Source organism: Vibrio sp. 1751 (genome assembly GCF_033339895.1).
Lineage (GTDB): Bacteria > Pseudomonadota > Gammaproteobacteria > Enterobacterales > Vibrionaceae > Vibrio > Vibrio alginolyticus.
The window spans coordinates 68,444-81,846 of sequence record NZ_JAWOVM010000009.1 but is presented as its reverse complement, the minus strand read 5'-3'; the positions used below and the strand labels follow the sequence as shown (position 1 = coordinate 81,846).

The following is a 13,403-nucleotide window of genomic DNA, read 5'->3' as shown; positions in this document are numbered from 1 at the left end:
AAGTTATTTGGATATACTTGAATTAGGATTTCAAAAAGTCCCTGTGACTACACAAGGAGGACTGCATGAAACGACTATGGATATGGTTCTTACCTTTACTCTTGATGGCCAGTCAAGCACTGGCGAATACCGTTTGGATTGTTCCTGTCAAAGGCGCTATAGGGCCTGCTACTAGCGACTATTTATCTCGTGAAATAGAAGAAGCTCAACTAAACGGTGTCAGTTTAGTGATCTTACAGATGGACACACCAGGCGGCTTAGATAGCGCAATGCGAGATATTATTCACGCGATTACCACCTCCTCCACTCCAATTGCAACTTGGGTCGGCCCATCTGGTTCTAGAGCTGCCAGTGCAGGAACATACATCTTGCTCGCTAGTCACGTAGCCGCCATGGCTGAAGCGACAAACCTCGGAGCTGCAACGCCCGTCGCGTTAGGTGGTACGCCTCAACCTCCTTCATCGGATGATGGCAAAGATCAAAACGCGGAAGAAACGCCAGAAGGAACCAACGAAAGCTCAGAGAAAGTTCCCGCTAAAACCGCAATGGAGAAAAAGGTAATTAACGACGCCAAAGCCTACATTAAAGGCTTAGCAAAACTTCATGGACGAAATGCAGAATGGGCAGAGAAAGCAGTAAGCGAAGCGGCGAGCTTAGATGCAACAGAAGCATTAGAATTAAACGTGATCGATTACATAGCCAATTCGCCAGAGGACTTAGTCAAAGCCATAGATGGGCAAACAGTTAAAGTAAACAATCGCACTGTGACATTGTCACTTGAAAATCCAACATGGGTTGAAAGAACGCCAGATTGGCGAGCAGAAATGTTAGCCGTTATCACCAATCCAAACGTTGCCTACATTCTAATGCTCATCGGCATCTACGGTTTACTTCTTGAATTTTACAACCCAGGAATTGGCTTACCCGGTGTGCTAGGTGGGATTTGTCTGCTTCTTGCCATGTACGCACTACAAATGATGCCCGTCAACTACGCAGGTCTTGGTCTGCTGTTACTCGGTATTGCACTAATGATAGCGGAAGCATTCAGCCCGAGCTTTGGTATTTTGGGCTTAGGCGGCGTTGTCGCCTTTGTACTCGGTTCGATATTTCTCATGGACAGTGAGTTACCAGGATTCCAGATCGCCCTTCCTTTGATTTTTGGTATTGCCATATTTTCCGTGGCTCTAATCGTGCTGACCGTCGGCCTGCTGCTCAAAATTCGTCGCCGGCGTGTAACGACGGGTTTAGAGACTTACCCTGGGAAGGTCGCCGTGGTAAGCGATGACTTTATCGATGGCGAAGGACGCGTTCAACTCAACGGTGCGTTATGGCGAGCTAAAGCCAAAGACCATCAACAATTCAAACAAGGTGATCACGTCACCATTGTTAATGTTAAAGGGCTGACCTTAACTGTGATGCCTGATGACCGCCAAAATAAATAGGAGGCGCTTTATGATGCTCTATACCGTTGCGGTGATCGTGGTGCTGCTGTTCGCACTAGCGACCCAAATGTTCAAGGTTTTGAGAGAATACGAACGTGGGGTTGTGTTCTTTCTTGGTCGATTTCAAGAAGTCAAAGGACCTGGTTTGATCATCCTTATCCCATTTATTCAGCAAATGGTGAGGGTTGATTTACGTACTGTCGTTTTGGATGTGCCGACACAAGATTTAATTACCAAAGATAACGTTTCTGTGCGCGTCAACGCGGTCGTTTATTTTCGCGTAGTCGATCCTCAAATGGCGATTAACAATATTGAAAGCTACAGCGATGCCACCAGTCAGTTAGCACAAACCACGCTACGCTCGGTATTGGGTCAGCATGAACTCGATGAATTGCTATCAGAGCGAGAACGCCTCAATAAGGATTTACAATCCATTCTCGATCAACAGACTGATGACTGGGGAATCAAGATTGCTACGGTTGAAGTCAAACATGTTGATTTAAATGACAGCATGGTCAGAGCCCTAGCCCGTCAGGCAGAAGCAGAACGTAACCGTAGGGCGAAGATCATTCACGCTACTGGTGAGTTAGAGGCTTCAAATAAATTAAAAGAAGCAGCGCAAATGCTCAACGAAGCACCGAATGCACTGCAATTACGTTACATGCAGACACTCACTGAAATCACTACAGACAAAACATCCACTATTATTTTTCCAATGCCGATCAATCTTGTCGAAGCTGTCAGTGATATCGCCGAAGCGGTGAAAAAGAATAAAGAGACACAAGATAAGTAAGATTTTGCCCCTAGGAAGTAACGACCACTCACGTTACTTCCTTATTTGGTACTCGCTTTAAGGATGTGCCCATCTTCTTTATCACATTCTTGTTTCATTACTTCTAAGCCCGTTTTAAAGCATGTTCGCCAAGCGGTTTCAACATCGGCATCGTACCCAGAATCACACTGTCGAACCGTTTCTAACAAACTCTCAAGCCAAACATCAAAATCCTGCGGCTCTATACCAATTTCGGCACTTGCATGCTTTTTCCCATACTTTTCCACCATTTTGTGCGCTTCGGTCGAGGTATCTGCCATCATAAAAAACACGATAGACCCTCTAAGCATTCTCACTTGTTGGTGCATGTCTATACCGTCAAACTTCTGTCTAAAGTTGGCGCTTTTCGACCATAAATTTTTGTAGAACAAGTCGAAAAACTCCTGATCTGAAGTACAACGTTCATAGCTATCATTAAAAACTTCAATCACGTTCATGTTGCTTTCCCCTACGCCTCAATATGAGTTTAATTTAATATCAAATAAAAGCTTCCAAATAAGGACTTTTAAGTTTCAAATCGATCAACTCACATCGATTTTCAACAAAAAGTAAAAAGTGATTTAAATAAACACCCTCTTATCAATGAAAAAATATCCATTATCATGAACCCATATTCGAGGTACGCATGGTTGTCGATGCTAGTGCATCCTCATCTGTCATCACATAAAGAGGATATAAACGTGTCCCATCAAATCATTACCGATCTAAATAACCGTTACACTGCAAAAAAATATGATGAAACCAAGCGCGTTTCTCAAGAAGACATGGCGATAATCAAAGAAGCACTGCGTTTGTCGGCGTCTTCTATCAACTCACAACCATGGAAATTCATCGTTATTGAAAGTGATGAAGCGAAGCAACGTTTCCACAATACGTTTGCAAATATGCATCAGTTTAACCAACCACACGCGAAAGCCGCATCACATACGATTCTGTTTGCTTACGATCCTAAATTTACTAAAGAGAAATTTGCGAAGCGTGTGGATGCAGAAGTAACATCTGGCCACTTGCCAGCGGAGATGTACAACAACTTTATGGGTGCTTACGCTTTTGCCGATGCAAATACGGACGAAAATGGCTTCAACGGAAACTGGACAAAAGCACAAGTCTATTTGGCACTAGGCAACCTACTACACACATTGGCACGACTAGGCATTGATTCAACACCGATGGAAGGTGTCGATCCGGCTCTGATTGGAGAAGAGTTTAAAGAAGAGCTCGAGGGCCATATTTGTGAAGTTGCGCTGGCGATTGGCTACCATAAAGATGGGGAAGATTATAATCATGGTCTTCCAAAAGCACGCCTTGCAGTGGATGACGTAATTACGACTCTATAGTCGACCATTGTCTTAGCTTAGCGACTTAACTCATTGTTTAAACTAAAAAGAGCCGCATTAATGTGCGGCTCTTTTTTACTTGGTTCTGCGTCAACTTTACGCAACTTGCTCTGACTTAAAATTACCAAGCAATGCATCGTAAAGCTCATTGTCGCTTAACACACCAACCAGCTTATTATCTTCAACCATAAGCAGAGGCTGATTGCTACGCTGTTTAAGTTCAATCGCTTCTCGCATACTGATTTCTGGGCTAACCTGAACCAGAGAGTTTTCATTAACTTCGTCAAGGTTCGAAGAGTCGCTCTTCCATTGAATCAACGATTTATCTTTATCCGCTAAACTTAACCCCTTGCTCTCTTGTATCACCCAAATATTTTTATCAGGGCAAATCAGAACACGCGTATCTTCGCGAACCAAATCGTCACGCATTAAGGAACGTCCCTTCAGCACATTTAATGGATTAGTGTGAGCAACAAAGTCCGCCACATAGTCGTTTTCTGGAGCAAGAATGATCTGTTCTGGCTTGCCATGTTGAATCAGCTTTCCTGATTCCATAATGGCGATGTTGTTGCCGATTTTAAGCGCCTCATCCAAGTCGTGACTTACAAAAAGAATGGTTTTGTTTAGCTTTTCTTGAAGCAGAATCAATTCATCTTGAAGCTGAGCACGAATCAATGGGTCAAGCGCTGAAAACGGCTCATCCATTAACAAGATATCTGTGTCCATCGCGAACGCTCGCGCTAGGCCAACACGCTGCTGCATACCACCAGAGAGCTCGTGCGGGAATTTCGTTTCCCACTCAGACAAACCGACCATTTCGAGCTGTTCACGCGCTTTTTTACGGCGCTCTGCTTTGCCAAGGCCTTGCATTTCTAGACCAAACGCAACGTTATCTAATACCGTTAACCATGGCATCAATGCAAACTTCTGAAACACCATGGATACGCGGTGAGTACGAAGGTGGCGCAACTTCTGTTCGTCACAGTTAGAGAGCTCAACCATGTCGTCGCCGTCTTTAATTTTCAGAGAGCCACGAGAAATATCGTTCAACCCGTTAACCGTTCGCAGCAAACTTGATTTACCCGAGCCCGAAAGCCCCATCAAGACACAGATCTCACCCTGTTTCACGTTCAGCGAAACATTATCAACCCCAACCACTTGGCCAGTTTCATCAATGATTTCTTGTCGAGACTTCCCTTGATCTAGTAGTGCTAGCGCCTGTGCTTGTTGCTGACCAAAAACGACATCAAGATTTTTAATAGTAATAGCGTCCATGATTATGCCTCCTTCTGGTTTGGTGCTTTACACAAGCGATCAAGAATGATGGCAACGAGTACAATCGCTAAACCAGCTTCAAAACCTTGTGAAATGTTTACCGTATTCAGTGCACGTACGACTGGCTTACCAAGCCCATCAGCACCAACAAGCGCCGCAATGACCACCATAGAAAGAGACAACATAATGCACTGAGTAACGCCAGCCATAATACTTGGCAATGCCGCAGGTAACTCCACCTTAAACAGTAGCTTCATGCGGCTGGCACCAAATGCTTTACCCGCTTCAAGTAGCTCCTCCGGCACTTTAATAATGCCGAGGTACGTCAATCGAATTGGCGCAGCGATAGCGAAAATGATGGTCGAGATTAGACCTGGGACAATACCCAATCCAAACAGAACCAAGGTTGGAATTAGGTAAACGAATGTCGGGATGGTCTGCATTAAATCGAGTATTGGCCGCAACAAGGTGTATAACCAAGGACGGTGCGCCGCCATAATGCCCAACGGCACGCCAATTAATACGGAAATCGTTGTCGCTGCAAACACAAGGACAAAGGTTTCCAGCATTTCTTGCCAGTAACCAAGGTTGAGAATTGCGAGTAAGGCCAACACGATAAATACGACAAGAGGAATGCTGCGATGTAAGAACCAAGCAATTGCCGCCGTCATAATGATTGGCGCTGCAGGTGGCATCCATTTAAAAATGTCCACCACGAAAAGAATGATCGTTTCAAGTGTAATAGAGATTGCATCGAAAAAACCCGATGCATTGATGGTTAACCAATCGACGCCAGTTTCCATCCATTGGCCCAACGGTAGTTTGTTGTCCGTAATAAAATTCAAAATAAAACCTTTGTGTTAATGAAGCGGGCAAAACTGCCCACTTTCTTTTAAAAAAACGAGCTCAAATACTGCTTATTAAGCGTTTGTTTTTAAGTAGTTTGTAATAGCTGTTAGCGCATCTTGGCCATCTACCGTTTTCACGCCCTCTAGCCACGCTTCAATTTGCTCTTGGTTTGCATTCAACCATGCTTGCGCTGCTTTTGATGGCTTCTGTTTCTGGTTAAGAATCGCTTCCATCAGTTCATTTTCCATTTCTAGGTTAAACTCTAGATTTTTCACTAGCTGACCTACATTGGGACACTCAGCGAGGTAATTTTTACGTACGTTTGTGTAGACGTTCGCGCCGCCGTAGTTAGGACCGAAGAAGTCATCACCACCCGCTAGATATTCCATTTCAACGTTACTATTCATTGGGTGCGGCGCCCAACCTAGGTACACAATCCATTGATTGCGGCGTGCGGCACGAGATACTTGAGACACCATGCCAGCTTCACTGGACTCAACTAGGCTGAAATCTTTTAGGCCGAATGCGTTACTATCAATCATTGACTGAATTAAGCGGTTGCCATCGTTTCCTGGTTCAATGCCGTAAATGCGGTCTTTAAATTTGTCGGCATGTTTTACTAGGTCAGCGAAGTTGGTTACGCCTGCGTCATAAACGTATTTTGGAACCGCTAGCGTGTACTTTGCGCCAACGAGGTTCGCGCGTACGGTTTCAACAGTACCTGCATCACGGTATTTCGCGATATCACCTTCCATCGTTGGCATCCAGTTACCTAGGAAAATGTCGATATCGCCATTAGCCATAGAGGAGTAAGTTACAGGCACAGACAGAAGATCGGTCTTCGTTTTGTACCCCAACCCTTTAAGTAACTCTGATGTAACGGCAGTGGTCGCTGTGATGTCAGTCCAACCTACATCTGCGAAACGAACCGTTTCACATTGGTTGGCGTAAGCGCCTGTTGCTAAAGTACTTAGTGCAATTGTTGAGAAGATTTTTGTCATCTTAGACATGTTGAATTCCTTGTAATGATTACTGACTTTTTCATTTTATGAGATCGAATCGAGATCTCTTTTTGGCGGATGCATTCGTTGCATCTCTTGCCAGTCCGGTGCAATCCAAACTGGTACGTTGTTCGACGTTTCTAGGGCGTTATCCAAAATCATATCCGCGGCGCGTTCTGCCACCATAATCGTTGGCGCATTTAAATTACCGTTCGGAATGGTTGGGAAAATAGAAGAGTCCACCACACGCAAGCCTTGAATACCGCGTACTTGGCATCGCTCATTTAAGACGGCTAATGGGTCATTATCTGCGCCCATTTTGCAGGTACAAGATGGATGGTAAGCACTCTCGACGTTTTGCTTCACCCATTCATCAATCTGTTCATCCGTTGTGATGTTCAGACCGGGTTGGATCTCATCCCCACGAAACTCATCCATGGCTGGCTGATTGAGGATCTCGCGAGTAAGGCGAATACAATCACGCCAATCCTGCTTATCTTGTTCAGTGGAAATGTAGTTAAACTCAATCTTCGGCTTATCATTCGGATTCGCAGAGACAACTTCGACCGACCCGCGACTTTCTGGCTTGTTAGGTCCAACGTGCACTTGGAAACCATGACCATCAAAAGCAGCTTGCCCGTCATAGCGCATTGCCGCTGGCAAGAAGTGATATTGAATATTTGGCCACTTTAGTCCTTCACGAGAGCGGATAAACGCACACGATTCAAAGTGGTTAGTAGCCCCTAGGCCTTTGCGAGTTAATATCCACTCAGTGCCAATCAAGCCCTTGCTCACCAAGCCTAATTTGCTGTTGAGCGTGATAGGTTGTTTACAGTGATATTGGAAGTACACTTCTAAGTGATCTTGCAGGTTTTTACCTACTCCCTCCAACGAGTGTTTCACCTCAATGCCCGCTTTTTCTAATACTGCCTTAGGGCCAATGCCTGAAAGCTGCAACAGCTGAACGGAGCCAACCGAACCCGCACTCGAAATCACTTCATTATTCGCAAAACATTGCTGAATTGAACCTGACTTTTCAAATTCAACGCCTACCGCTTTCTTGCCTTCTGAATCAGTTTCTTCTAATAAAACTCGATGAACCGTCACCCTCTTCATTAGGGTGAAGTTTTTGCGTTTTTTAGCACGGCTTAAGTATGCATTAGAGGTTGAAGCGCGTACGCCTTTGTCGACGGTCATATGCATTGGGCCAAAGCCCTCTTGTTGATAACCGTTGTAATCTTTTGTTTCTGGGTAGCCCGCTTCTTTGCCTGCATCAATAAAAGCTTGGTACAGCGGGTTGAGCTTCATATCGTTGCCGTTACATGTGCCGACTGGACCGTGATCGCCCCGATATTCATCAGCACCACCAATCCAAGACTCTGCTTTACGGAAATAAGGCAAACACGACTGATAGTTCCAGCCTTTCGCGCCTTCCTCTTCCCACTGGTCAAAGTCACAAGCGTGTCCGCGAACGTAAACCATGCCGTTGATAGATGAGCTACCGCCCAGAACTTTTCCTCGAGGACAATGAAGTTGGCGACCATCCAACCCTTGCTCTTCAACCGTCTCAAACTGCCACGCGTATTTTTCAGTGTTCATCGGGTAAGAAAGCGCTGTTGGCATTTGGATAAAAATACTTTTATCCGACCCACCCGCTTCGAGTAATAGGACCGAATTTTGACCACTTTCACTTAAGCGATCCGCTAACACACAGCCGGCCGAACCCGCACCGACGATGATGTAATCGTAGTGTTGTTGCATTTTTATTCTCCTAGGAGTTAATACTAATCACCGTAGATAAGTGAACGAAATTAGCGTAGGAAAAATGCTTGAGAACAAGGCGGAAATTTTGATAAGTAGTTAACCTACAATCAAAATTGACAACGTAGTTATCGAGCATTTTAACAAGCTAAAGTGGTCAGTTATCTACTATGAGTAGTATCATTTGTAAGGGCTTTCGAAGTCGCTTAGCTGAACCAGAACACTCTTCGTTTGCGTGTAATGTTTAAGGGTTTCGACTCCGTTTTCACGGCCAACACCTGATTGCTTGTAGCCGCCAACTGGCATTTCCGCAGGTGAGTCACCCCATGTGTTCACCCAACAAATACCCGCTTGAATTTGGTGGATCACACGGTGCGCACGAGATAGGTTTTGGGTAAATACACCTGCCGCTAAGCCATAATCGGTGCCATTTGCACGCGCAATCACTTCCGACTCATCGCGGAATTTCAGAACTGACATTACCGGGCCAAAGATTTCTTGTTGAACGTGGCTCATGTCATCATCGCAATCGACAAATACGGTTGGAGCAACAAAGTTACCATTAGCTAGGCCATTGTCTGTTACTTTGTAGCCGCCAGTCAGTAACGTCGCGCCACTCGCTTTCGCGGCTTCAATCGCTCCTAGAACTTTCGATTCATGATCTTTAGAGATTAGCGCGCCAATTTGCGTGTTCTCATCAAGCGGATCGCCGACGACTAACAGCTCGGTTCGGGCTTTAAGTTGTGCGATAAAGTCGTCATAAATACCTTCATGGACAAATACGCGTGTACCGTGCGTACAAACTTCACCTTGGGTGTAGAAGTTCGCCACCATGGCCGCAGAAACGGCATCGTTTAACTTCGCATCATCAAAAATAATCAGTGGAGACTTACCACCCAGCTCCATCGTTACTTGTTTTAGTGTCTTAGCGCTGTCACTCATGACGACTTTACCGGTGCCTGACTCACCCGTGAATGACACTTTTGCGATATCAGGATGCGCCGTTAGCATCTGTCCTACTCGGTAATCCCCTTGCACGACATTAAATACGCCATCTGGCATGCCCGCTTCTGAATAAATTTCGGCGAGCTTAAGCGCCGTTAATGGTGTTTCTTCTGATGGCTTGAAGATCATTGCGTTGCCCGCAGCCAGTGCTGGCGCCGATTTCCACATCGCAATTTGAATTGGATAATTCCAAGCGCCAATACCCGCGCAAATGCCCAATGGCTCACGACGTGTATAGAAAAACTGATCGTCGCTGAGTGGCTGCTGTTCACCTTGTAGACTTGGAGCAAGGCCAGCGTAGTACTCAAGAACATCGGCACCTGTTGTTATATCAACTGCGATAGCTTCTTGAATGGGCTTACCAGTATCTGCCACTTCCAATGCAGCCAGCTCGTCATTACGCTCACGTAAAATGGCAACGGCTTTGTGTAAAATACGGCTGCGCTCAATCGCAGTCATCGCCGACCATGCAGCAAAACCTTTTTTTGCCGATTCAATCGCTGCTTGAAGATCGTCTTGGTTCGCTTGTTTAATATTGGCCAATGGCTCACCATTCGCCGGATTGTAAGTGGTGAAGTGTTCATCTGAACACCCGTCGTACATCGCACCATTGATATAGTGTGCTTTCATTTCCATTTTGAAGACCTGTAACTTTTATATTTTTTCAGAATAAAACGTAAGTTGTTTTTCGAGATAATCGTTGATGATGATTCTCGCTCTTTCTGCATCAATGCCTTGCGGGTTGAGCGTTCCGCGCAGCCAAATTCCATCAATAAGTGATGCAATACCATGAGCAACCAATTCAGCCTGCTCTGCATTTAATAATGCTTTGAGTTCTTTTCTTAGGTGGGACAATAGACGTCGTTCGTTGACACGCTGCAAACGCTTGAGCTGCTCGTCATGCATTGAGTACGACCAAAACGCCAGCCAAGTCTTAGCAACTTGGTTTTCTGCCTGATAGCCGACAAAGTTACCATCAATGATGGCGTTAATTCTTTGGTGATGAGCATCACTTGGCAGCTCACGTAACTTCTGTGTGATAGTGGACGAAAGCTGACGCAAGATTTCGCGCATCGTTTCCTCCAGCAATCCGTGCTTACCACCGAAATAGTGGTTGATAATCCCCGTTGATACACCGGCTTCTTTGCTGATTAACGAAATACTCGCCGCGTGTAAACCGACTCTATCAATCACTGACATTGTCGCTTTCACAAGCTGCGGTTTTCTGATTTCAGGCATCCCCACCTTTGGCATTTTGCGTCCCTGTTATTTTTAATTGAACGGTTAGTTAAATATAAAATGCCTGAAAATTAATTCGAACTCAAATTATTTTTAAAGAAAAATGTTAGTAAAAAAGGATGAAAAGTTGAGGGTGTACGAAAAATCGCTCGGCAAGAACTTGTCGGGATAACTAGATTTCAGTTTAAGAACAAACAAACAAGGCAAACAAAATCAAATAGTTAACCATTAATCTATTTTTAAAACGATGATGAACGAGTTGATTTTTGAACAACAAAAATCTGTGCCACAAAAAATTTATATCGACCACTAATCATTTCACCTGTACACGGTTTATTTGTACAAAGAATAGACACACTAGTTTGTTATAGTTTTGTAGACACAAGTGGCATTCGCACTTTGAAGGTGAAGGAGGCAAAAAGAGAGGTTATATTGAACGCCATGAATATGCGATTCGATATCCTTAAGCAATTTTTAAGTAATATCGCCAAGTGACTTTAAGATGTTAGATTCAGCGTTTTATATTCGAAGCAAGGATCTCAAAGTCACTTGGCTATCAAAGTAAATGGGAGGGATAAGTTCAGATTCATCGTGCGATGAGCCTGAACTTTTGATTTCTGTTACGCTAGCGAGCGACCTTTCACGCAGTTGCGTCCGTTCGCTTTCGCTTGATAAAGCAATTTATCGGCCTGATCGCAAAGTGATTTAAAACTCATCTCATTATCTTCAGTGGTAACGACTCCAAAACTACAGGTCACTCTCACTTCTTCTTTCTGTTCCGTAACAAAGCCATGTAGGGATAAAGCGCTACGTAAACGTTCTGCAGTAATAAGGGCGTTTTTATGGTCTGTATTGGGCATAACAACAACAAACTCTTCACCACCAAAGCGAGCAACAATGTCGTTTTCACGTACAGTTTCCTCCAACACTTTGGCAACGCCCGTTAGTACGGTATCTCCAAACACATGCCCATAGGTATCATTTACCTGCTTGAAATAATCCACATCGATTAACGCTAAAGTTACTGGTCCCGATTGTGGTTTATTTGGCACCATTTTCTGTTTATCGAGTTTGCTATCTACCCATTTATTTAAAGCTAGATAACCGTACTTAACTTGCTCGACTTGCTCAAAAACAAAGTGTTGTATTTTTTCTTGCTTAGATTGAGGTACCGGTTTCTCTTTTCGCTCACGCCTCACTTCTACTGGCTTAGTGAACCAGTCCTCTAAAAAACGGCGATTGAACAACCCTGTCAATGTGTCTGTCTTTGCGAGGCGACGCATTCTCAAACGCGAGCGATTGACGACGAGAAATACTACCGCCATCAAAAATAGAACACCGATGAGCGCAAGTAGCGCTTCACCCAATAAGTAAAAAGTACGACGGTTATTTTCTAGCTCCATACGCTGCAAAACATTGTTCCAGTTGAGATCTTCGTTCTCATATTCAAGTCGTTCCAACTCAAATAACGTCTGCTGGCGCTCAAGATTTTCAACTTCTCTTTGATTGCTAAATTGGATAAATTTATCGTGATAGTTACCGTAAGTTTCGAATGCTAGTTTAAAGTCATTGCTTCCCGCATAGGCCATAGCGGCGACTTTTAGTAGCTCCATTTGCTGTTGCTTGACGTATCGACTCTCTATAATCTCCGGCAGCATTGGCGCGATCATCGCTAAAAGTATTTCAAATTGCTGCTGCTCTAACATATATTCGGCTTGTAACAACTTAAATGTTGCCAAATACGCGCTAGACGTTTCTCTGTACTGTAAATTCTCCGCCAGCTTCAAGTGATTAACCATCTTCTTTTCTTGTTTCGTCTCGCGATATAAAGCTGCAAGTTCAAGGTTAACTCGAAATCTAAAGCGTCCATCACCGATAATTTGAGCCAGCTTTAACGCTCGCTGATATGACGCTATCGCCTCTTCGTATTGGAACTGTGCTTTATGAAGTTTCGCTATCGTCAAAACGCTCAACAACTCATTGAACGACATACGCCTATCCCTAAAATAGCGATATGCTTGTTCCAAAAGCGCCTCAGATCGGTCGTAACCCTGAATTTTGACAAGTACGTCACCTAGCTCTAGTGCTGCACGTTCGACCAGCCCGTGAACACCTGAAGATTCAGCCGCATCCATGGACGACATAAGTGCAGCATAGGATTTTTTAAACTCACCTTGCTCATCGTAATAGCGTCCTTTTAGCAACAGGATTTCTGATTCAAGTTGCTTATCACCATTCTCACGCGATGTTTCCAACAAGCTATCCAACGCAGAAAGCGCGGTATCGATATCGCTCTTTCCAACCATAGTTCGCATCTGAATCAACTTAAACAGGAGATACTCATGGCTCTGTGGACGTACAAGCTCCAATCCTTTTTGAACGACACTCTGACTCTCTTCTACGCGCCCTAGCAGCTCTAAAACCGTGGCCTTGGCAAGCCAGTAACGCACCAACAGCGCTGTTGGTTGGTTTTGTAGTAAAGACTCTTCTTCTAACGCTTCAATCAAAGCTAAAGAACTCTGAGGTAATGCGTAAATTTGATTTTCGATGCCTTCTAACGACTGTAAAAACTTACCTTCCTGTTCCACCTTTTCTGTGGAGGCCTGAACAGAAAAACACAGACACCCCAATAATAGCGGCATCGTCCTAAGCGAATGAAATA

11 protein-coding genes are annotated in these 13,403 nt (G+C 44.4%); 3 read left to right on the top strand and 8 right to left on the bottom strand.

Annotated features, from left to right (window positions below):
* Positions 1–65 precede the first annotated feature (65 nt).
* Both R7041_RS05615 and R7041_RS05610 read left to right on the top strand, forming a co-directional pair.
* The gene (locus tag R7041_RS05615; RefSeq protein ID WP_170890143.1) at positions 66–1,442 is read left to right on the top strand and encodes an NfeD family protein; all 1,377 of its coding nucleotides are present in this window, start codon (positions 66–68) and stop codon (positions 1,440–1,442) included.
* Between the two features lie 10 nt (positions 1,443–1,452).
* Entirely contained in the window at positions 1,453–2,235 is a 783-nt protein-coding gene (locus tag R7041_RS05610; protein ID WP_005373196.1) for a slipin family protein, read from the top strand.
* Between the two features lie 41 nt (positions 2,236–2,276).
* Here R7041_RS05610 and R7041_RS05605 read toward each other — a convergent pair whose 3' ends face one another.
* Positions 2,277–2,711, bottom strand: a complete 435-nt coding sequence (locus R7041_RS05605; protein ID WP_031780773.1) for a globin — start codon at positions 2,709–2,711, stop codon at positions 2,277–2,279.
* A gap of 243 nt (positions 2,712–2,954) precedes the next feature.
* Between R7041_RS05605 and R7041_RS05600 the strand changes: the two genes are divergently transcribed.
* A complete protein-coding gene (locus tag R7041_RS05600) occupies positions 2,955–3,611 on the top strand; it encodes an NAD(P)H-dependent oxidoreductase (RefSeq protein ID WP_047101370.1) in 657 nt (218 codons plus the stop codon).
* Positions 3,612–3,707: 96 nt separating this feature from the next.
* Here the strand turns inward: R7041_RS05600 and choV are convergent, their stop codons facing one another.
* The 7 genes from choV to R7041_RS05565 form a co-directional block, all read right to left on the bottom strand.
* Positions 3,708–4,886, bottom strand: coding sequence for a choline ABC transporter ATP-binding protein (gene choV / locus R7041_RS05595; RefSeq protein ID WP_176311496.1), 1,179 nt, complete (start codon positions 4,884–4,886; stop codon positions 3,708–3,710).
* Positions 4,887–4,888: 2 nt separating this feature from the next.
* Positions 4,889–5,731 carry a choline ABC transporter permease subunit gene (gene choW, locus R7041_RS05590; protein WP_176311495.1) on the bottom strand — a complete coding sequence of 281 codons (843 nt, stop codon included), beginning with the start codon at positions 5,729–5,731 and terminating at the stop codon, positions 4,889–4,891.
* Between the two features lie 75 nt (positions 5,732–5,806).
* Positions 5,807–6,745 (bottom strand): choline ABC transporter substrate-binding protein, encoded by a 939-nt coding sequence (locus R7041_RS05585; RefSeq protein ID WP_005382646.1) that lies wholly within the window; start codon positions 6,743–6,745, stop codon positions 5,807–5,809.
* 36 nt (positions 6,746–6,781) lie between these two features.
* Positions 6,782–8,497 (bottom strand): choline dehydrogenase, encoded by a 1,716-nt coding sequence (gene betA / locus R7041_RS05580; protein WP_053349194.1) that lies wholly within the window; start codon positions 8,495–8,497, stop codon positions 6,782–6,784.
* Positions 8,498–8,677: 180 nt separating this feature from the next.
* Positions 8,678–10,138 (bottom strand): betaine-aldehyde dehydrogenase, encoded by a 1,461-nt coding sequence (gene betB / locus R7041_RS05575; protein WP_047101361.1) that lies wholly within the window; start codon positions 10,136–10,138, stop codon positions 8,678–8,680.
* Between the two features lie 18 nt (positions 10,139–10,156).
* A complete protein-coding gene (gene betI, locus R7041_RS05570; RefSeq protein ID WP_017820329.1) occupies positions 10,157–10,756 on the bottom strand; it encodes a transcriptional regulator BetI in 600 nt (199 codons plus the stop codon).
* 605 nt (positions 10,757–11,361) lie between these two features.
* Complete coding sequence (locus R7041_RS05565) at positions 11,362–13,383, bottom strand: tetratricopeptide repeat-containing diguanylate cyclase (RefSeq protein WP_047101359.1); 2,022 nt, start codon at positions 13,381–13,383, stop codon at positions 11,362–11,364.
* Between the last annotated feature and the right edge of the window lie 20 nt (positions 13,384–13,403).